This is a genomic window from Microbacter margulisiae (assembly GCF_014192515.1).
Classification (GTDB): Bacteria; Bacteroidota; Bacteroidia; order Bacteroidales; family Paludibacteraceae; genus Microbacter; species Microbacter margulisiae.
The window spans coordinates 73,545-94,795 of record NZ_JACHYB010000001.1 but is presented as its reverse complement, the minus strand read 5'-3'; the positions used below and the strand labels follow the sequence as shown (position 1 = coordinate 94,795).

Below are 21,251 nucleotides of genomic sequence, written 5' to 3'. Positions count from 1 at the left end.
AGGCTTTTAGACACTGATTCAAATGAGGAAACAAGAAACTATGTGATACGATATCGACATTTTTCGGAGCAATTGATTTCACAAATATCGTACGGAATTGTGATTTCAATTGGATTGATAATTCTAATGTTTCTCACTCATTTTAAATCATGGTTACCACATACAGACATTTGTTACATCAAAATCTTTTATAAAATTCTAAAGTACATTTTGAACGGTTTGATTTTTTATAACGGGACACAATTTATAATAATGCTTTTTGTGATACTTAGCAGCATGTATGTAATGCTTTTAGATGACTTGAAAATAAAAAAGAAATAAAATACTAGCGGTAACAAAGTGCAAATTTCATAGCGGGGTTCGTGCGTGTTTCAACCGCGGATTCTCGCGTGAACGTCACGTCCTACCGGACGCTGACGCTCTCCTGCTGCCGCAGATTTATAATTACGAGTGTTCGGAAGATTATGGATCAATCGGAAAAGTTGTGTTAGAGGATAAAAAATGATAATTTTGTTTCATGGAAAAAGAGACAGAATTAAAGTCAGCGGAACATCAGTTGTTGGAGTTAATATTGCCAGAAGGGATTCTGGAGTATTTTGAAATAAAATCAGTTAGGAACATTGGGATAGGTTATGCGGTTTATCTTGAAGAAAAGCCTGATATTCCTTCAGAGTATGCAGGAGAACCTCTTCGTTGTCATGGCTTTCATCAGGAACAAACCATACATGATTTTCCAATACGAGGAAAGGTATTTGATTTGAAGATTAAGTGTCGAAGGTGGTTGAATGCCAATACAAACCAAGTGGTTAGCCGAAATTGGGAACTTACGGCAAAAGGAACGCGATTTACACAGGAATTCGCGGCTTTTTTAAAAGAATTACCTGGATACTCATCCCATAAGTGCTAAATCCCTTGCAGTGCATTATTATCTGGATGGCAAGCAGTTGCAAGAGCAATACAAGGACTATCTGAGTGATTATCATCAGTGGGATCAAAAATCTCATGCTCACCAATGGCTGCTTTATCCGGATAATGTAGGCCGCTTCTTAAGTATAGATGAAACCAGCTTGTCTAACGGAGAACTATATACTATTGTCACCAACAAAGCGGCAAAAGGAGGTAAAGGAACCATTGTGGCTATGGTTCGGGGAACTAAGGCAGAGGATATTGTCGCGGTTCTCAACAAGCTGCCAAAGCGTGTCAGGTGGAAAGTCCGGGAAGTTACCATGGATATGGCAGCCAATATGGAATACGTGATCAAAATTTGCTTTCCCCAAGCCAGTAGAGTGACCGACAGGTTTCATGTTCAACAGTTGGCTTATGATGCCGTTCAGGAGCTCAGAATTAAACATCGTTGGAATGCACTGGACAGGGAAACGATCGATATGGCATTAGCGAAAGCCTGCGGAAGGAAATACAATCCACCGGTTCTGGCAAACGGAGACACTCTCAAGCAACTACTGGCGCGTAGCAGATATTTGTTGTTTAAGAAACCCACAGCATGGACATATTCTCAGAAAACAAGAGCTGAAATTCTTTTTGAACTGTATCCTGACCTAAAGAAAGCATATCATTTTTCCTTGCAATTGGGGGCTATTTACCATCAAACAAAAGACAAAGGAGTAGCTTTTGCTAAACTGGCACAGTGGTATGATAGGGTTGATAACTCAGGTATTTTGTCATTTGGAAGCATCACCAGAACCATTCAATCACATTATTTGACGATCCTGAATTATTTTAATCACAGAAGTACAAATGCTTCTGCAGAATCATTCAATGCCAAAATCAAAGCTTTTAGGGCATCTTTCAGAGGCGTGAGAGATGTGAATTTTTTCCTTTTCAGACTAACAAAAATTTATGCTTAATCAACAAAAACACAACTTTCCCGATTGATCCAAGATTATTAAGTATTCAAAATTAGTAATTTCAGTTGCAATAAAGGGGGAAAAACAGACTGTTTTATCTCTGGAATTTCAAAAACGGAAAATAACCCTGATTTATCAACATAATTCACTGTAAGTTGTTGATAAATAATATGTATAACATCGTTTTTGACATATAATTATTTGGTATTTTTGCATCGAAATTAAACGAGTTTAGATGCACCCAAATAAGTCAATTAAAAACATAACAGTAAAAGAACTGTTGAGTGTTATCCCTGATGAGAAAATAAGTACGTTGGCCGCCAATACCCACGTGGATTATTGCACAAAGGTTTTGTATGGACGTTCCATGTTTTACATGATCCTCTATTCCTTATTAGAGTCTGATCGTACCAGTTTGCGTACAATGGAGGATATCTTTAATAGCGTAAAATTTAAATTTTTATTCAATCTGGATCAAAGCAAAACCGTCCGTTATAGTTCTATCTCGGAGCGATTATCAATAATGGACGTTAGCTTCTTTGAAAAACTGTTCGAGCATTTTTATAATCAGCTTAGTCAATTATATTCTCAGCAAGAACTTGATAAATATAATCTTGTCCGGGTTGATTCAACAATGGTTGCTGAAACTTCATCCCGTCTGTCACAAGGAATGAGAGTTGGTAAAATCGGGAACAAGAAAGTTACAAAAAAACAAGCCAAGTTTACAGTTGCATTTGAGGGCATACTTCCCTGTAATGTGGAACTGTTTTTAGATCAAAGTCAACTCAATGAATGCCTTACTATTCCACAGGTTATAAAAGATCATGCACACAAATACAAGCAACAGGTTTATGTATTTGACCGTGGAGTCAATAAACGAAGTGTTTTCGATGAACTCCAAAGTGATACTATTGATTTTGTTACCCGTTTGAATCCAGGTGCTTCGTATCAAAGTGTAGAAGTTCTTGAACAAGGCGACAGATTAATCGGAGATTTGAAATTACTTAAAGATGAAATCGTTTATCTGTATACTCGGGTCAATAATAGAAAAACCAGAGAATTGACCAGGGAAACCTTCAGACTGATAACTACCGAAAACAAGGATGGAGAAACCCTCTTGTTTCTGACCAATCTGAAAGGGGAAACAGCTGAGAATATAACTGCTTTATACCGCAAACGCTGGGATATTGAAGTATTCTTCCGTTTTATAAAACAAGAATTGAACTTCAGCCACTTTATGTCAACCAATGAAAACGGAATAAAGATTATTCTCTATATGACTTTAATTCTATCCATGTTGTTGTTGATTTACAAGCGATTGAATAATGTCGGTTATAAAACAGCCAAAAGACGATTTGGCATTGAACTGGATGAATTGATTATAGCCTTGATTGTCCGTTTTTGTGGCGGTGATCCATCGCTGGTATTCCGTTAAAAAAAGACTGCAATCAGTATCAATCAAAAAAATATATATCAAAGAACGCTTATCACAGCAATATATCAATCTTCCGAACACTCGTAATTTATAATCTGTGGCTTGGTCTGCAAGAGCAATAGAAACGTATAGAATATGGGGAGAAATTATAAGTTCCACAATCCTGAAGGAGTATATTTTGTAAGTTTTGCCGTGCAAGGCTGGGTAGATGCAATTAAAGGCACGGGTCAGGAGACCTGCGCCAGCAGAGGGTAATCTGAAGGATAATTTTTTAATCAATAATATATGTTAGCTGGAATATTTATGAATAGTACAGTTAGAGAATATGATTCTCTGACTAATGCATTTAATGCAGGAGCTCATTATGTAATTGACATTTCACGTGAGATAGTAAATGGGCAATACTATGATTATAAGTATATCTTCAAAATATATAACTCAGATCGAAAAACTTCCCAGCTAATGATAGGAAACTGGAGAACACTTGATAGTGAATTCGTCTTGACTTTTACAAGCTTTAAATACTAAAAAAAGGGAAGAGCCGTTTTATGAAAAGCAAAACTATAAAACACCACTCTTCCCCATGTACTTAGTACTCGACAAAGATACAATAAATAAAGAAATAGTGCCATTCATCCCTGTACCCAAGAGAGGGTTCAGGACAAAGTGTGATATCGCCGAGATTGTTAACTGCATATTGTACAAATTAAAAACAGGTTGTCAATGGCATATGTTGCCCGTTAAAAGTTTATTTTCTAATGTCGTATTGCATTATAAGACTGTTTTCGGTTATTTTCGTACATGGTGTAAATCAGGAGTGTTACAACAAATCTGGTTTGGTTTATTGAATAAATACAGAGCCTCATTGGACATGTCCAGTGTTGATTTGGATGGCAGCCATACCCCCGCATTACGTGGAGGAGAACAGGTTGCTTATCAGGGTCGGAAGAAAAGGAAGACTACCAATGCTCTTTATCTTACAGACAGACAAGGTATCCCATTGGCCATATCAGACCCGATAGAAGGGAATCACAATGATTTACATCAAATTAAAGAACGTTTTACCGACATTATTGATTCGCTGAATAACTCCGATATAAGAGTTGATGGTCTTTTTCTTAATGCCGATGCAGGTTTTGACTCTGCGGAGTTCAGAGAATTCTGTTCTTCCCATGAAATAATACCCAACATCGCTATTAACTGGCGTAACGCAGCACATACGGATGATATATTCTTCGATGAATTGCTCTATCAGCAACGCTATTGCATAGAAAGAACCAATGCATGGATGGATAGTTTCAGATCTCTATTGAACAGATTTGATGTTACTTGCTCCAGTTGGCAAAGCTTTAACCTTATCGCTTTTATCGTGATACTACTTAAGAAAATTACTAAACAGAAAAAGTCAAGATGACTTCAGTATAATCAATTATAAAACAATGAACTATTCTCTTAAAAGTGATATTAAAATTGTTGATTCAACTGGAGAGATTGGTAAAATAACTCTTATAGGTTCAAATGTATTGGAAGTAATACAAAACATGTATAGTCAACTTACAGCACTATCTGAATTTAATACATGGAAAGAATTTCAATTAAGTAAAGAAATAGATGAACTTAAAAATGAATTGGCACAACTAAAACTGAGGTTATAAATTCTCTTATATAGCTCCCGCTTCCGCAAGTTTGCAACTTGTGTGTTGCTTTGGAAAAGCAAGCATTTTTTTGTTCTGACGAACAACACACCGATTACAAATTGGCGCGAGCGGAGAAATAATGTCTGAATCAGAATTTACGGAATTATAGAATTACAGAATTATAGAAAAAGGTTTATTGATAAATTTCGGAGCAACAAGCTTACAGTACAAACTTATATTTCATCCAACAACTCCTTCGCATTGAACAGGGAATTACCGGCTGTTGATTCTGTGAATTATTGAATTCTGAGAATTCTGATTCTGACAATGATATTTATCTTACTCGCGCAAGTTTGCAACTTGTGTGTTGCTTTGGAGAAGCAAGCATTTTCTTGTTCTGACGAACAACACACCGATTACAAATCGGCGCGAGCGGAGGAAATAATGTCTGAATCAGAATTTACGGAATTATAGAATTACAGAATTATAGAAAAAGGTTTATTGATAAATTTCGGAGCAACAAGCTTACAGTACAAACTCATATTCCATCCAACAACTCCTTCGCATTGAACAATTTCGTGATCCACAGACATGCAACAAGAGACTACCAACAATTAAAATAAAAAAGGAGGAAAAATGGATTTTTCAAATGTTACAAACGGTATTCTCAGGTACATTGATACCTGGGAAAACAAACTGCTGAACTTGCCGGTTGAGACAATTACAAACAGGCGCAACAAACAAAACAGGACGATAAAACAAATTCTTGGACATTTGATTGATTCTGCTGCAAACAATCATCAACGTATGATTCGGTTACAGTACAATAAGCAACTGGATTTCCCTGATTATCAACAGGATAATGATTTATGGATAGCGTTGCAGGATTATCAGCACGCGGATTGGAATGTGATTGTTCAGCTTTGGAAGTTCTACAACCTGCACATGATTCAGGTGATCAAATCAGTAGACCAAACGAAACTTGAGAATACGTGGCAAACCTTTGAGCATACCACCGTAACGCTTCAGGAAATGATCGAAGGCTATTTGGGACACATCGATTTGCATTTGAACGAGATTCAGGAACTAATCGACAAACAGGTGTAAGGCAACGGGGTTCCTTAATGCCGGATATGCTCATCTGCTCCCATGCTTGCGGATAAGTTGACCGTTTATTTTTCAGCACATTCGCTGGCCAGGGAAGGAAAGTCTTCCCTGAGCTGGTTCATATCGGAATAACCTGCCTGTAATGCTTTCTTCAACATACGAACCGTTGCGGCATTGTCGCCCTTCCAGTAAGGGATGAAAGCGGTGTAGTAAAACATGTCCGGATTCTCCGGTTCCAGCATGCGGTAAACGGTGAGAATGCGGGCCAACGCCACTGCATCATGCTGCACAATGGCCTGTTTCCCGAGCGAGTAACAGGCAATCCCCAAGAAAGCTTTTATCCTCAGGTACATATCTCTGGTGTAAGCATCCCGTTCTGTCTTTATCTGTTGATTGAGGGTACTGATCTGTGTCTGCCACCACGGCTTGTCCTTTGTTATGAACGCATCAATGTAGGGTTGACGCAGGTTCATCTCATTCGCAAGGCACTGCCTCAACCTTCCCAACTGGCTCTTGTACCCCACATTGGAGATCAAACGGTTATAGGCAGCATCGAAAGAAATAACATCATCAAACACCTTGGTCGAAGCCATGTTATGGGCAATAAGCGCTGCCCTGAGGAAATCATCCTGCCCGGCCAACGTATCCATGCGTGCCTGCTGCTTTTGGCAGTAGGCCTCCAACTGCACTCTGTCCGGAGCAGGAAGGTCAGCCGCCTGGCAGGAGAGGCGAAGAAAACCCACTTCATTGGCCAACAGCAGGCTATCGGGCCAGTCGTGGGAAGCATGTGTCAGTTCGATCTTCAGGTTGGCCGGCATGTTCTGCGCCTGAAACAGGTACTGCGCCGTCTCCACAAAATTAAAATCGTCCATCCCCGAGATGGAGATAACCGGACAGCGAAGCGCACTGATCTGATCGGGACTGGCCAACGCACCGCACAGGATCAGCCCATTCACGGGATGAGCCAAAGCATATCCCAACGCCATCCGCGCCCCGCCTGAAAAACCGGAAAGAAAGATCTCCTTCCCTGCCGGATACTTTTGCCTTACATCATCGACCATTGTCTGAATAGCTTCGTCGTAACCTGCAAGATCGTTTTTAACCCTGTCGGAAGCAACCAGGATGAGATGATATTCATTGGCTGCCGGTATGAATTTGTTCAATGCAAACCGGCCTTCGCCATGAGCATCGAGAATAACCAGCAACGGCAACTTTTCCCCAGCACTATTTCTTTGCGGGATATACACTTCGTATTTGTTTTTGGCATCCGCGCGGCAGGAGTCGGTTTTATCAACAACCGTAGCCGCTTTGGCAGACTTCCCTGCCCCATTGCAGGAAGAAAGCATCCCGCACAACATGATACCAAGAAATAACAATCTATTCATTGTAATGATTTTGAGAAAAAGTTGGGAAGGTATGGAATTCAGTAAATAGGAGTCGAAGGGCGAACAGCGGTCTAAAGTCAATCTGTTATTCCGTCATTCAGTTATTTGATTTTCCAACCCCTCCGCTCCGCTCGTCCCCTTTAACCAAAAGGGGACAACACGTGAGCATCATTTTCCGGCAACCATAGCAGCCTTAGCTTGCTTGACAGATGGCAGATTGAAGGGTTGAGATTATAACTTTCTTAATTTCAGATTCTCAGACTCCTGCTATCTACTGTCTACTATACTACCCTGGAGGTTTTCATCTTCACATCTTCCTGCTGTTTCATTATTCAGCCATTCTGTTATTTTTTCCCCGGGCTATAGTTACTCATTTCAGACAAAATCTCTTTCATCTGTTGCAACTCCCTGCCATAGTCGGCCCAATCCTGCTGTTGCAGATATTCCACCGCTTTATTGTAATGAGCAAGCGCCTCTTTGGCCTGATCCGACAGGAATGGATTTGCCATGTTACTTATGCTGGTTGTTGGTTGCACGATGGTAGTATCTTGCAATCCGGAAGGATTGAAGATAGCCTGCAATGCCTCATCCAGTGTCGGGCGCATCTCGATCTGGTCTTTATAAATAACAATCACACGTTTCAGTTCGGGAATCTGTCCTTCCTGTGATTGAAGGTAGACCGGTTCTACATAAATAAATGAATTGTCGATAGGAATGACAAGCTGGTTGCCCCTGAACACACGCGAGCCATGCTGTCCCCACAAGGTAAGTTCTGCAGAGATATCGGGCTTCTGGTTAATCCGTCCCTCGATCTGCATCGGGCCATACACCAGTTTATCCTTGGGAAGCGTGTAAACAATAAGTTGTCCGTAATTGGGAACATCACACCGGGCACACATCCATGCAATCATATTATCTTTTTTGGAAGGAGTAAGCGGCAACATGAGAATATATTCCTCGCTTGTCGATCCCGGCAAACGCATGATGATATAATAAGGAATCATCTTGGCCTGCGAACTGTCGCCACTGGCATTCGGCACTTCCCAATAATCTTCCTGATTGTAAAACACCTTCGGATCAGTCATATGATAGACATTATACATCTGCGTCTGGATGTTAAACAAGTCGGTAGGATAACGGATGTGCGCTTTCAGGAAATCAGGCATCTCACTGAAAGGTTTGAAAAGGCCGGGATAAATCTTTTGCAATGTCTCAACAATCGGATCGTCAGGATTGATGACATAATAGGAAACATCCCCGTTGTAGGCATTGATAACGACTTTCACGGAATTACGGATGTAATTGAAAACGCTCCCGTCCTGTGCCTGATAAGGTTCGGAATAAGGGAACATGTTGCTAACGGTGTAGGCATCATGTATCCAATAAAGTTGCCCGTCGGTTCCAACCACCAAATAAGGCTGGCCATCATACCGGAGGAAAGGCGCAATGGTCTGATCGCGTTTCATAATATTGCGATAGAACATGATACGGCTTCGCGGCGTAAGGTAACCGGTAAGCAGAATCTTCAGATCGGAAAATTTCCACGCATAAACAAGACGCCGGAACCAACCGGAGATGCGAACTCCCCCGTCACCGGTATAATCAGTATAAACATTATCTGCTCCTTTAGGATAGTCAAACTCTTTGGCATTCGTGTTGACCAAAACATATTGGTTGGTTTCTTCCCCGTAATAGATTGCCATCTGCTTCATGGAAAGCGGAGTTGTGGTGGTTGGCGGAATATCGTTCATAATGAGTTGCGGCATTCCGTCCGGCGTGATCTTATTGACGGGAGACATCACCACGCCATAGCCGTGCGTATATATCAAATGCTCATTCACCCAGGTCTGGGCGCGGGCAGGTATCTGCGAAACCGGCAATTCCCGTGCGGCAAGCGCTACTTCCGTATATTTATCGAAATGGTAACGATCAACCTGTACGCTGTTAAAATCATAATACAAACGAATCTCCTGCAGTTGCTTGTAGGTTTGTATCAACGGCCTGCGATCCCATAAACGAATATTCTCAATGGTACTATGATTAGCCTGGACATCCTGGTAAGTCAGCGACTGATCAACCGGGAAGGGTTCGACTTTGACTTTGTTGAGCCCGTATGCTTCTCTCGTAAATTGAATGTTGTTCAGGATGTAAGGCGTTTCTTTGGTCAACTCAGTAGGTTTCACATCATACTGTTCGATAATGTTGGGATAAATCCAGACAAATCCCACCAAGATAATTCCCCAAAGACCGACGGCATACAGCAGGACTTTGTATCTCTTGATCAGCGGCATTAAAAACAAAAGGATGGCGATCACCGCGCTCATCACAAAAATGGCCCAGTCTGCCGGTATCTGCGCATGCACTGTCATATAAGAAGGCCCAAAGGCAGGCCCTTGCGAAGAATAGAGGTTTTGGTAAAGATTCAGGTAGCAGGATGCAGCAATACCCAATACGATAAAGCCGACCAGCCGGATCAGATGATTCTTCACCTGTTGGGAAGTATGTAATTTGTGGCCGATCACCTGAATAGCATTGTCGAGATAATAGGACACCAAAACGCCAATGGCGGTTATGATAACCATAAAGTAATAAAGCCCGACTACAAACTGGTAAACCGGAAGGTTAAACACATAGAAACCGGCATCTTTGCCAAAAACAGGATCTTTGATGCCAAACGGAGTGGAGTGGATAAACTGCAGAAAGTCATTCCAGTGGTTCACTGCCGAAGAACCCATGATGATGCCAAAGAATAATGCAATGATGCTCCATATCCAGAAGACAGTCTTTCCATGATAAATAGTCAGGATAACTCCCCGTGGATCACCCTCCCGAAAGTAACGGCTGTTGCGGCTGGCACTTCCGTTTTTATAGGCTCCCCGAAGGTTGAATCCAAAAAACAGAAGAAAAACAAGGAGAAAGGTGACAAAAGAGACTGCCTGTGCCGAAAGCATGGTTTCAAATACGGAACCATAATGCAGGTTGTTGAACCATAACCAGTCACCATAGTAATTTAAGAACTGGCTTACTAAGAAAAGCGCCACTACAATGGTAACAATAATGATGATAGGCTTGTTTTTTTTCATGAGTTTCCTGTTTATGTAAAAATGAAAGAATTAGTTTGCAGTTAAAAATTTAAACATAATGATCATGGAGATCATTATGTAGAGGGAGATGCGCTAAGGCTCGAATCACAGAATGAAGTACAATGGCATTGACCTGCACGCTTAAAACAGATAAACTTCTCTTGAAACAGGCTTTATTCCAGGCAGATCCAAATGCCTTATCTTGTCAATGCTATACTGAAGGAACACCTCTCTTTTTGAAAAATGTATTCCTCTTCAAATATCCGTATAATATTTTAGACCTACAAATGGATAACGCTTATATTTTGTTGAGCTCCTCCATCAGGGCTTTTCGTTTGGCATCTTAAGCAAAATGATACAGAGGGATTTGCTTTCATTTATAATACCCATCGGGGTACAATGATGCGCTCAATGCAGGGACAAGTTTCGTTGTTACTCTTCTGTTAGTTCCCGTTCAAAAGAATCATTGATAGCGGATTGCAAATGCAGGACATCGTAGGGATAGCCAATCTCCCGGAGCGAGGTGACAAACTCGGAGTGACTTCGGCCCAGCCGGTAATCGGGCTCTTTGGAAGGGTGCTTCAGGTATTTTTCGAACGTGGAGGCAGACTCGCTTACATTGATTACAGCGTGATAGAGCAACGTGTTCCGGCTCCGATAGATGGACGATCCGGATATTTTCCGATTGCCATACGAAATATCGGAAATACCTCTGGTAGCCAGACCATAAATACCCGAGCCGGCAATAGCGGCAATAATCAAATCATTGACATAATGGAAAATCACTTTTGGCTGCAACGATGTCTGCTCAGCAAACACCACTGCAACCAAAAGATTTCCGGGAGTGAGCATCACGGTTTGGCCTCCGGATGGACGTTTCAGCACAGGAATAGCGTCCTGTTCCACCCGCTCAGCATATAACGCTTCCTCTGCCCTGTTGGATGCTCCCAGCACAATACAGTTTTGGCGCGGAATCCACGTCATAAAACGATGCGAAGGATGGTTCAGCAACTCCACATCAGGCAGATTATATTCCGTCACCTTCAACATGCATGCACCGGATAACAGATGAACGGAAAATCACTTATGAATAGCCTTATCGACAGCGTCGAAACCGGCTTCCATAAAGATCTCCGAAACGGTAGGATGAGCATGAATGGTCATGGCTACATCATACACCGTCCCTTCAATGGACATAAACGCAGCAGCCTCGGCAATCATATCGGTAGCATTGGCAGCTACGATCTGGACACCCAGTACCTGACCGTATTTCTTGTCAGATAGCATCCTGACAAAACCGTCGGTATTTCCTTCAATCATCGCCTTTCCGTTGATCGACAAAGGAAATTCGCTGATCTTATATTCCGTCCCCTCCGCCTTGATCTCCTGTTCGGTCATCCCAATCTGTGCAATCTCAGGTTGAGTGTACATGTTGATCGGGTACATGGCTCCATTGAAACCTGAAAGAATACCCTTAATCGTGTTGATCACATGAATGCCCTGAGCCGAAGCGACATGCGCCACAAAGCTTTTTCCGCACACATCACCAATGGCATACACCCCTTTGATGTTTGTCCCGAAATGATCGTCCGTCTTGATAAAGCCCCGTTCGGTAAGTTGAAACGGCGTTTCACTTTCAGGAATAATTGCCTTCCGCGAATTACAATTCACGAGCAAGTCACACCTGACCTTGTCATTGCCGACAAACAGAGCTCCGTCTTCAAACTTCACAGGATATGTATCCTGTAAAATATCAATCTTTTCACTCTTCAGCTTTTTGTTGATATAGGCGATCAGAAACTCATCCAATCCATCCAGATAGTACGAGCTGTTAGCGATCAACGTCACCTTTCTGTCGATCATGTTAAAAAACTGGGCGATTTCAACGGCAGAGACATGATTGCCGGTTACCACCACATTTTCGGGAATCGCATCCAGCGTAAACAAATGTTCCATCTCCACCACGGGGGCATTGGACAAGGTATCGTCCAACTTCTTTGGCTTCGATCCGGTCGCCACAATAATATGCGATGCGGTCAATTTCTTATCCTCCACATACACGGTATGGTCGGCTCCCAGTCGGGCGCTTCCCGTAATCAACTCCACCCCGTTCTTTTTCAGCAGAAAATTGACGCCTGCGCTCAGCTTTTTCGTAATCCGCGTTGAACGGGCTTTAGCTTTGTTCCAGTTGAAGGATAATTTCGCCGCATCGATGCCGTCAACGCCAAATTCATCCACATGTTTGGTTTTCACGAACACCTTGGCGCTTTCGAGCAATGCTTTGGTCGGGATACATCCCCAGTTGAGGCACATGCCACCCATATATTTTTGTTCGACAATGGCTGTTTTCAGGCCAACTTGTCCGGCACGGATCGCAGCGACATAACCCGCCGGCCCTGCTCCAATAATCAATACATCATAATCCATAAAGAATCTCCTTAAAATTAGGCAAATTGATAGTTAGTCAACTTATTCCAATAACATTAAAACAGGGTCTGATAAATATTCCAGGATAAGGTTGATGAAGCGCGAAGCCTCTCCCCCATCCACAATGCGGTGATCAACCGAAAGCGACAATGGCAACACGTTGCCGGCCACAACCTGATCATTCTTCACAATTGGCTTTTTGTAGATCCGACCGACTCCCAGTATACCAACCTGCGGATAATTGATCACCGGAGTGGCAAATAGCCCGCCGATGGAACCATAATTCGTAATCGTAAAGGTACCGTCTTTCATATCCTCCAATGTCAATTGACGGGACTTTGCCTTTTCAGACAATTCGGTTATCTTCTGTGCAATCTGGATGATATTCAGCTTATCGGCATCTCTGATTACCGGAACCACTAATCCTTCGGGTGTATCCACGGCAATAGCCATGTTGTAATAATTTTTATAGATCATCCGGTCATTCTCCATATCCATTTGCCCGTTGATCTGCCGATGCTGTTTCAACGCATTTATGGTAGCTTTTACAATGAACGGCAGATAGGTAAGTTTTATATCGCGACTCTTCTTCAGCCGTTCGCGAAGCGCCATCAACTCAGAAATTTCCACTTCTTCAAAAATAGACATATGCGCCGCATTCAACTTCGAATTGAGCATATTTTTGGCGATAGCCTTGCGTATTTGTGTCAACGGTTCGTAAGTAACCCTGTCTGCCGGAAGTTGTTGGACAGTTGCCACAGCTTCTGCAACCACAGGCGATTTCTTCGTAGCATGGTAATTCTGAATATCGGTCTTTGTCACCCTTCCGCCGGGACCTGTTCCTGAAACCCGGTTAATATCAATATTCAAATCCCTTGCCATAGCACGGGCAACCGGCGTGGCAAGCACTTTCCCGGCAGGTTTTTCTACCTGCTTTTGTTCCGAATCCCCTTCTTCACTGGCTGCCAGCACAGCGCTGTTCCCTGCCAGTTCCATCGTTCCGACAACCGCAGCGCCTTCTTCTTCAATAGGCACATTCACGGGAGCTTTTGCTTCAGCCACTGCTGCTGCGGCAAGAACGCCCTCCATTTCAATCTCCACCAATGGACTACCTACATGAATAATCTCTCCCACGCCTCCAAACGTAGCGACAATAACCCCATTCTTAGGAGAGGGGATATCCGTCACCACCTTGTCGGTTTCCATACGTACCAATGGCTGTCCGGCTTTAATCTCTTGCCCTTTTTCGACATACCATTCAAGTATTGTTCCTTCATCAAGACCTTCGCCAATATCAGGAAAATTAAATATATATCTCATCGATTTACACGTTAGAAGTTTACAGTTCGTTCAATTTCATAAAAGATTCGCTCCGGCGAGATAATGTAGAATGATTCGCCTTTAGCCAATGGGACAATGGTATCGAAGCCCATTACACGTTTCGGAGGCGCTTCCAGATGCAGAAAAGCTTCTTCGTTCACAATAGCCACCAGTTCAGAACCCACGCTGAACGAGATAGGTGCTTCGGCTACGATCACAATCTTTCCCGTCTTTTTGACTGAATTTATTATCGTCTCTTTATCAATTGGATATATAGTTCGAAGATCGATTAATTCCATTGAGATGCCGGCCTCTTTGGTCATTACCATGGCTTTTTGGCATTCACGAATCATGGCGCCAAAAGCCACCACCGTAACATCAGTGCCTTCGTTCAGCACTTTGGCTTTGCCTATCGGAATCGTAAATTTACCTTCAGCAACTTCCTGCTTAATGGCGCGGTAGATTCGCTTCGGCTCCATAAAAATAACAGGATCGTCACTTTCTATAGCAGAGATCATCAATCCCTTGGCATCATGAGGTGTAGAAGGAATGACAACCTTCAATCCGGGAATATGCGCATACAAAGCCTCGGGACTCTCCGAGTGATGTTCCAATGCATTGATGCCGCCACCATAAGGGAACCGAATGACCATCGGAGCTTTAAACAGCCCGCGTGACCGATTATGAATACGTGCCACATGCGACACGATCTGATTAAAGGCGGGATAGGTGAATCCGTCAAACTGAAGCTCGACAATCGGCCTCAATCCAGAGACAGCCATGCCTAAGGCCGCACCTACAATAGCTGATTCGGCTAGGGGAGAATCGAAAACCCGCTCGACGCCATGCTTTTTTTGCAACCCTTCAGTCACCCTGAACACGCCGCCTTCAACACCAACATCTTCTCCATATACCACTACTGATTCATCCTCTGCCAATTTAATATCCAATGCATTATTTATTGCTTGCACTAACGTCATTACACTCATTTTCTGTTCTCCTTCCAAGTTAGAAACTGTTCATATTCCAATTTTTGTCGTCTCAAATCATCCGGCATGTCCACGTAAGTATGCTGGAAAACATCCTCCAGCTGATAAGGTGTGAAATGTTCCGCTTCCTCAAACTGCTTGTCAACTTCCGTCCGATATTGTTCAATCAATGCGGTTTCGTCTTCTTTCCAGATCCCTTTGTGATCCATGTATTTTTTTAATCGGATGATCGGATCAGCTTTGGCCCATTCGGTTTCCTCTCCTTTATCCCTGTATTTTGTCGGGTCATCCGAGGTAGTATGGGAACCCTTTCTATAAGTCAACGCCTCAATAAGTACGGAACCGTTACCGGCTCTTGCATATTCAAGCGCCTCCTTATAAGCCAAAAACATGGCAAAAAAATCATTCCCATCCACTTTTATGCCCGGAATACCAAAAGCATATGATTTGATAGCCAGGTTGATCGATTTGGTTTGACTGCGCACAGGCACGGAAATAGCATACTGGTTATTTTGGATGGTAAACACTACCGGCACCTGCCATACACCGGCAAAATTAAGCGCTTCGCTAAAGTCCCCCTCGGAAGTTCCTCCGTCCCCCACAAAGGTGAAAGCAACTTCATCTATTTTCTTCAATTTTATGGAATAACCGATGCCCACAGCATGCTGCACCTGGGAAGCAATGGGAATAGAAAACGGCAATACATGATGTGCATTCTTGAAATTACTCCCAGCTTCATTCCCCATGTAATATAAAAAAATCTCTTTTAAGCTTACTCCCTTAGCCAGCCAAGTGCCCAATTCACGAAAAACAGGTACAAGCCAATCTTCATGTCGTATTACCAAACCTGCAGCAACAGCAATGGCTTCCTGTCCCATATTGGGAGGATAAGTGTACATACGTCCCTGCCGCTGGTAGGAGACCGCCATTTCATCAGCTACTCTGGCAAAAAGCATTTCTTTATATGCCTTGACAATGATTTCATCATCTAAATCAGGCATCAAAGACGCATTAAGCACCTGGCCTTCGTTATCAATAAGTCTAAAGATTTTATCTTCTTTCGGATCGAATTCATCAAAAATCATACTGAATATAGTTTAAAATACATTGAATTAATAATGACTATTAAATCAAAGATACTATTTTGAAGGAGGAAAAGCAATAACAGACAGGGAGATTTAACTACATTTAGGGTGAGGCAATGTATTGAAATGCAAGAGATACAAATCAATCTACATAGTAAATATGCATTTTTCTTATATTCGATATACTACAAAAACAGTATTGAAAGTGTGTAAAAATCGATGATTGAGGCGTTTTTACCAGAATGTTATTTTTGAACTATTCTATGAGATATAAATTTAGCAAATAACGATGTCTTTTTCTTCCGTATGATCTTATCTTTGCAAATGGATAACATCATTCATTGAAAAACAACCAAGACTTAAACTATTTTTATGGAAGCTAAAGATCAAATTTTAGATGCTATGAAGCAGGCAGGCGAACCGGTAAATGCAGGAAAAATTGTAGAACTGACTGGCATGGACCGTAAAGTGGTCGATAAAGTAATGAATCAACTCAAAACTGAAGGTCTTATCGAATCACCTAAACGTTGTTATTGGTCACCGAAAAAGTAAAAAATCAAGGGTGTTGCGCACGTGGCACCCTTTTTCTTTTCATTGGAATGTCTCGTCCTGAAATAGCGTTACACAAAAAGCGTAAAATAATGGGAGGAATTAAGAATCAGTATGTAAAGCGCACTCAAAAGGATTATAGCATGTCCTTAAAATTATCGATTATTTCAGAGATAGAACGAGGAGACATCTCAGTCACATCAGCTACGAAGAAATATGGTATACAGGGAAGATCCACAGTAGTTGGTTGGCTCAGAAAATATGGTACCTTTGATTGGGAAAATCAAACGCCGGGTAATATGCCAAAAAGTAAAGATCAAAAGATCAATGTTTTAGAAAAGCAAAAAGCATTTTTAGAAAAACAGGCAGAGCAATCTGATATGAAAGCAGCTTTCTTTGACATGATGGTTGATATGGCAGAAAAAGAGTACAATATCTCTATCCGAAAAAACTCTTTACCCGAACAGTCGACCGATTCAGCCAAGAAAACAAAGTGAGCAAAACCTCCACCTGTGGATTGCTCGGGGTAAGTAGACAGGTTTATTATCGTTATTGTAGGTCAAAACAGAAGAAACAGGACAAGGCAGAGCAAGTATTAACAATGGTTCGTCCCATACGGAAAAATATGCCCCGAATAGGATTCAGGAAGTTATATTATCTTCTTTATGAACCATTAATAGAATTACATGTTGGCCGTGACAAGTTTCTATCTATACTAAAGGCTAATCAGATGTTGATTAAACCAAAGAGAAATTATCGTATAACCACAGACTCCCACCATCGTTTTAGAAAGCACAAGAATTTGGTGGCAGATATAGAACTGACCCATCCCGAACAGGTTTGGGTATCGGATATAACTTATATCGGGGGCAGGGACAGGAACTGTTATCTGGCATTAGTTACAGATGCATATTCCAAAAAGATCATGGGTTATGATGTTTCTAATAGTTTGTCCACTGAAGGTTCTTTGAGAGCATTAAACATGGCCATTAAACAAAAAAAATATAAAAACAAACTGATCCATCATTCGGATAGAGGATTACAGTATTGCAGTAACGATTATCAAAATGTATTGAAAAAGAAAAAGATTATACCAAGTATGACTGAGCATTATGACCCTTATGCCAATGCGATAGCTGAGAGGGTAAATGGGATATTAAAACAGGAGTTTTTTCTGGAGGATTATCTGGTAGATATCAAAACAATGAAATTATTGGTAGAAGATGCTGTTCATATTTACAATACACAAAGGCCACACTGGTCGTGTTACATGAAAACACCTGAACAGATGCACTGCCAAAAAGAAATAAAAATTAGAAATTATAAAAAGCAAAACCTTATCAAGGCTAGCCTTGATAAGGTTTGATAAAAAGAGTATTTTTGTTCAATAAACCTGTAACGGTTTTTTAGGACTAGTCAGAATTTTCCAATAATTTGTTTTAGTACATAAAAGAAAAACCGTCTCACGAATGCAAGACGGTTTTCTAAAAAATTGTTAGTTCATTATTTCACTGCCGCCTGAGCTGCTGCTATACGGGCAATAGGCACACGATAAGGGGAACAGCTTACATAATTCATACCTAACGTATGGCAGAATTCAACAGATGAAGGTTCCCCACCATGCTCACCGCAAATCCCCACTTTTAATTCCGGTTTCGTCTGACGACCAGCTGTAACAGCTTGTTTCATCAAGCCTCCAACACCTTCCTGATCCAATACTTCAAAAGGATCGTTTTTCAGGATACCAAGATCCTGATAAATCTTCAGGAATTTACCAGCATCATCACGCGAATAACCGTATGTCATTTGAGTTAAATCATTGGTACCAAATGAGAAAAATTCTGCTATTTCAGCAATGCGCCCTGCTGTAACAGCAGCTCGGGGTACTTCAATCATTGTCCCAATCTTATAGGCAATACGTTTGCCACGTTCTTTGAACACGGCTTCTGCCGTTTCATTAATAATCTTGGCTTGCAGCTTCAATTCTTCTACAACCCCAACAAGAGGCACCATGATTTCAGGATGTACTTCTATTCCTTTATCTTGCATGTTGATAGCAGCTTCTATAATAGCACGAGCCTGCATTTCTGTAATTTCAGGATATGTGTTTCCCAAACGACAACCGCGGTGACCCAACATTGGGTTGAATTCTTCAAGCGAATGACATGCTGCAACTACCTCGTCCAAAGTCAGCCCCATATCATCAGCCAACTCTTTTTGTGTAGCTAATTGATGAGGAACAAATTCATGAAGAGGTGGATCAAGTAACCGAATCGTCACACCATATCCATCCATGGCTTCAAAGATTCCTTCGAAATCGGAACGTTGCATAGGAAGTAATTTCTGTAAAGCTACCCGACGTCCTTTTTCTGTTTTGGAAAGAATCATCTCACGCATAGCTTTAATACGATCGCCTTCGAAGAACATATGTTCAGTACGGCAAAGACCAATTCCCTTTGCTCCAAAACCACGAGCTACTCTGGCATCATTAGGAGTATCCGCGTTAGTACGGACATCCATTTTTGTATATTTATCGGCTAGTACCATGACATCAGCAAAGTCACCACTGACCAAAGCATCTACCGTATTCACTTTACCCTCGTAAACTTCACCTGTAGAACCGTTTAATGAAATCCAATCTCCTTCCTTATAGGTTTTACCTCGCATTTCAATTGTACGGGCTTTGTAATCAATATTAATTTCACCTGCACCGGAAACACAACATTTACCCATCCCACGAGCGACAACAGCAGCGTGAGAGGTCATCCCGCCGCGAGCGGTAAGAATTCCTTGGGCAACGTGCATTCCGCGTAAATCTTCAGGAGATGTTTCAATACGAACTAAAATCACATGATGTCTTTTTTCTGCCCACTCCTCAGCCTCATCAGCAAAGAATACAATCTGTCCACTGGCAGCACCAGGTGATGCAGGTAGCCCCTTAGCGACCACTTTCGCAGCTTTAATCGCTTTCGGATCAAAAACAGGATGAAGCAGTTCATCCAGCTTTTGCGGTTCTATGCGTAACAACGCTGTCTTTTCGTCAATCATGCCTTGCTTTAACATTTCGTTAGCAATACGAACCATTGCAGCACCAGTACGTTTTCCGTTACGCGTTTGCAATAACCAAACCTTACCTTCCTGAATAGTAAATTCAATATCTTGCATATCATGATTATGGTTCTCCAGCAACTCCTGAATGTTATTCAATTCAGCAAAAGCTTCAGGCATCGTTTCTTCCAGAGAAGGATATTTTGCCTTACGGTCATCTTCACTGATATTTTGCATAGCAGCCCATCGACGTGAGCCTTCAAGCGTAATCTGTTGCGGAGTACGGATACCCGCAACAACATCTTCACCTTGGGCATTAATTAAATATTCACCGTTGAAGATATCTTCGCCGGTCGCTGCATCGCGAGTAAAGGCAACGCCTGTAGCAGATGTATTGCTCATGTTACCAAATACCATTGCCTGTACATTAACCGCAGTTCCCCAATCGGCAGGAATTTTATTAAGTTTGCGGTATAAAATTGCGCGGTCATTCATCCAGCTATCAAATACAGCCATTATAGCACCCCAAAGTTGCTCCCATGCAGTAATTGGAAAATCTTTGCCTGTATTTTGTTTTACGGCAGCTTTAAACTGAACTACTAGCTCTTTTAAATCACTGGCCTCCAATTCTGTATCACTAACAACACCTTTATTTTTTTTAACTTGATGAATGATTACTTCAAAAGGATCTTCAGATTCTTTATTCTCAGGCTTCATACCCAACACGACGTCTCCATACATTTGAATAAAACGACGATAAGAATCCCATGCAAAACGAGGATTTCCGCTTTTAGCAGCCAATGTTTCAACAGCGTCATCATTTAATCCAAGATTTAAAATCGTATCCATCATTCCCGGCATTGAAGCTCGAGCTCCGGAACGAACAGAAACTAACAACGGATTCTTATTATCACCAAATTTTGGACCGTTCACAGCGTCCTCAACGCGTTTCATAGCCGATTCCACTTCATTGCGGATCATATCAACTACTTTATCCTTACCCACTTGAAAATAAGCATTACAAATTTCTGTTGTAATTGTAAATCCGGGAGGCACAGGAATTCCAATAAGATTCATTTCAGCCAGATTAGCACCTTTACCACCTAAAAGATCTCGCATTTTTCCGTTCCCTTCGGCAGCTTTATTGCCAAAGAAGTAAACATTTTTAGTACTCATAATTATTTGAATATGTGTTTATTGAAATTAGAATATATTGATTTGCGCGTTTTCAATTTATATGTTATGAATATAGTAAAAAGCCGATGGTTTGTTCTCGTGCAAACTCTTATTAAAAGGTTATTTTATTTCATTGAAAGTCAAA

At 41.6% G+C, this 21,251-nt stretch carries 17 protein-coding genes; 9 read left to right on the top strand and 8 right to left on the bottom strand.

Features of this window, described 5'->3' with window-relative positions; all coding sequences use genetic code 11:
* Positions 1-517 precede the first annotated feature (517 nt).
* From FHX64_RS00385 to FHX64_RS00360, 6 genes are all read left to right on the top strand, one after another.
* On the top strand, positions 518-907 hold the full coding sequence (locus tag FHX64_RS00385) for an ISAon1 family transposase N-terminal region protein (protein ID WP_183411864.1): 390 nt from the start codon (positions 518-520) through the stop codon (positions 905-907).
* Positions 908-917: 10 nt separating this feature from the next.
* The gene (locus tag FHX64_RS00380) at positions 918-1,865 is read left to right on the top strand and encodes an ISAon1 family transposase (protein ID WP_425487950.1); all 948 of its coding nucleotides are present in this window, start codon (positions 918-920) and stop codon (positions 1,863-1,865) included.
* 235 nt (positions 1,866-2,100) lie between these two features.
* The gene (locus FHX64_RS00375) at positions 2,101-3,300 is read left to right on the top strand and encodes an IS4 family transposase (RefSeq protein WP_183411863.1); all 1,200 of its coding nucleotides are present in this window, start codon (positions 2,101-2,103) and stop codon (positions 3,298-3,300) included.
* Positions 3,301-3,883: 583 nt separating this feature from the next.
* Positions 3,884-4,714 (top strand): IS5 family transposase, encoded by an 831-nt coding sequence (locus FHX64_RS00370; RefSeq protein WP_183411862.1) that lies wholly within the window; start codon positions 3,884-3,886, stop codon positions 4,712-4,714.
* Positions 4,715-4,739: 25 nt separating this feature from the next.
* Positions 4,740-4,955, top strand: a complete 216-nt coding sequence (locus tag FHX64_RS00365; RefSeq protein ID WP_183411861.1) for a hypothetical protein — start codon at positions 4,740-4,742, stop codon at positions 4,953-4,955.
* A gap of 618 nt (positions 4,956-5,573) precedes the next feature.
* Positions 5,574-6,044, top strand: a complete 471-nt coding sequence (locus FHX64_RS00360) for a DinB family protein (RefSeq protein WP_183411860.1) — start codon at positions 5,574-5,576, stop codon at positions 6,042-6,044.
* A 65-nt stretch (positions 6,045-6,109) separates the two neighbouring features.
* Here the strand turns inward: FHX64_RS00360 and FHX64_RS00355 are convergent, their stop codons facing one another.
* From FHX64_RS00355 to pdhA, 7 genes are all read right to left on the bottom strand, one after another.
* Positions 6,110-7,429: an alpha/beta hydrolase family protein gene (locus tag FHX64_RS00355; protein WP_183411859.1), complete on the bottom strand. Its 1,320-nt coding sequence runs from the start codon at positions 7,427-7,429 to the stop codon at positions 6,110-6,112.
* A 344-nt stretch (positions 7,430-7,773) separates the two neighbouring features.
* Positions 7,774-10,512: a UPF0182 family membrane protein gene (locus FHX64_RS00350; protein WP_183411858.1), complete on the bottom strand. Its 2,739-nt coding sequence runs from the start codon at positions 10,510-10,512 to the stop codon at positions 7,774-7,776.
* Positions 10,513-10,944: 432 nt separating this feature from the next.
* Entirely contained in the window at positions 10,945-11,562 is a 618-nt protein-coding gene (locus tag FHX64_RS00345) for a lipoyl protein ligase domain-containing protein (RefSeq protein WP_183411857.1), read from the bottom strand.
* A 30-nt stretch (positions 11,563-11,592) separates the two neighbouring features.
* Positions 11,593-12,939, bottom strand: coding sequence for a dihydrolipoyl dehydrogenase (lpdA, locus tag FHX64_RS00340; protein ID WP_183411856.1), 1,347 nt, complete (start codon positions 12,937-12,939; stop codon positions 11,593-11,595).
* Positions 12,940-12,981: 42 nt separating this feature from the next.
* Complete coding sequence (locus FHX64_RS00335) at positions 12,982-14,259, bottom strand: dihydrolipoamide acetyltransferase family protein (protein WP_183411855.1); 1,278 nt, start codon at positions 14,257-14,259, stop codon at positions 12,982-12,984.
* 11 nt (positions 14,260-14,270) lie between these two features.
* On the bottom strand, positions 14,271-15,239 hold the full coding sequence (locus tag FHX64_RS00330) for an alpha-ketoacid dehydrogenase subunit beta (RefSeq protein ID WP_281370781.1): 969 nt from the start codon (positions 15,237-15,239) through the stop codon (positions 14,271-14,273).
* 5 nt (positions 15,240-15,244) lie between these two features.
* The gene (gene pdhA / locus FHX64_RS00325; RefSeq protein WP_183411854.1) at positions 15,245-16,333 is read right to left on the bottom strand and encodes a pyruvate dehydrogenase (acetyl-transferring) E1 component subunit alpha; all 1,089 of its coding nucleotides are present in this window, start codon (positions 16,331-16,333) and stop codon (positions 15,245-15,247) included.
* 372 nt (positions 16,334-16,705) lie between these two features.
* On the opposite strand from pdhA, the gene FHX64_RS00320 reads away from it, so the two are divergent.
* From FHX64_RS00320 to FHX64_RS00315, 3 genes are all read left to right on the top strand, one after another.
* Complete coding sequence (locus FHX64_RS00320; protein ID WP_183411853.1) at positions 16,706-16,885, top strand: helix-turn-helix domain-containing protein; 180 nt, start codon at positions 16,706-16,708, stop codon at positions 16,883-16,885.
* An 89-nt stretch (positions 16,886-16,974) separates the two neighbouring features.
* Complete coding sequence (locus FHX64_RS14270; RefSeq protein ID WP_246392243.1) at positions 16,975-17,379, top strand: hypothetical protein; 405 nt, start codon at positions 16,975-16,977, stop codon at positions 17,377-17,379.
* On the top strand, positions 17,376-18,248 hold the full coding sequence (locus tag FHX64_RS00315) for an IS3 family transposase (RefSeq protein ID WP_183413736.1): 873 nt from the start codon (positions 17,376-17,378) through the stop codon (positions 18,246-18,248). Before FHX64_RS14270 ends, FHX64_RS00315 begins: the two co-directional genes overlap by 4 nt.
* A 137-nt stretch (positions 18,249-18,385) precedes the next feature.
* Here FHX64_RS00315 and ppdK read toward each other — a convergent pair whose 3' ends face one another.
* Positions 18,386-21,106, bottom strand: a complete 2,721-nt coding sequence (ppdK, locus tag FHX64_RS00310; RefSeq protein ID WP_183411852.1) for a pyruvate, phosphate dikinase — start codon at positions 21,104-21,106, stop codon at positions 18,386-18,388.
* Positions 21,107-21,251: the final 145 nt, after the last annotated feature.

Bases quoted from the DNA above. Each gene is read 5' to 3' on its own strand.
- FHX64_RS00385 (WP_183411864.1), top strand. From the start codon at position 518: ATGGAAAAAGAGACAGAATTAAAGTCAGCGGAACATCAGTTGTTGGAG.
- FHX64_RS00375 (WP_183411863.1), top strand. From the start codon at position 2,101: ATGCACCCAAATAAGTCAATTAAAAACATAACAGTAAAAGAACTGTTG.
- FHX64_RS00370 (WP_183411862.1), top strand. From the start codon at position 3,884: ATGTACTTAGTACTCGACAAAGATACAATAAATAAAGAAATAGTGCCA.
- FHX64_RS00365 (WP_183411861.1), top strand. From the start codon at position 4,740: ATGAACTATTCTCTTAAAAGTGATATTAAAATTGTTGATTCAACTGGA.
- FHX64_RS00360 (WP_183411860.1), top strand. From the start codon at position 5,574: ATGGATTTTTCAAATGTTACAAACGGTATTCTCAGGTACATTGATACC.
- FHX64_RS00355 (WP_183411859.1), bottom strand. From the start codon at position 7,429: ATGAATAGATTGTTATTTCTTGGTATCATGTTGTGCGGGATGCTTTCT.
- FHX64_RS00350 (WP_183411858.1), bottom strand. From the start codon at position 10,512: ATGAAAAAAAACAAGCCTATCATCATTATTGTTACCATTGTAGTGGCG.
- FHX64_RS00345 (WP_183411857.1), bottom strand. From the start codon at position 11,562: ATGTTGAAGGTGACGGAATATAATCTGCCTGATGTGGAGTTGCTGAAC.
- lpdA (WP_183411856.1), bottom strand. From the start codon at position 12,939: ATGGATTATGATGTATTGATTATTGGAGCAGGGCCGGCGGGTTATGTC.
- FHX64_RS00335 (WP_183411855.1), bottom strand. From the start codon at position 14,259: ATGAGATATATATTTAATTTTCCTGATATTGGCGAAGGTCTTGATGAA.
- FHX64_RS00330 (WP_281370781.1), bottom strand. From the start codon at position 15,239: ATGACGTTAGTGCAAGCAATAAATAATGCATTGGATATTAAATTGGCA.
- pdhA (WP_183411854.1), bottom strand. From the start codon at position 16,333: ATGATTTTTGATGAATTCGATCCGAAAGAAGATAAAATCTTTAGACTT.
- FHX64_RS00320 (WP_183411853.1), top strand. From the start codon at position 16,706: ATGGAAGCTAAAGATCAAATTTTAGATGCTATGAAGCAGGCAGGCGAA.
- FHX64_RS14270 (WP_246392243.1), top strand. From the start codon at position 16,975: ATGGGAGGAATTAAGAATCAGTATGTAAAGCGCACTCAAAAGGATTAT.
- ppdK (WP_183411852.1), bottom strand. From the start codon at position 21,106: ATGAGTACTAAAAATGTTTACTTCTTTGGCAATAAAGCTGCCGAAGGG.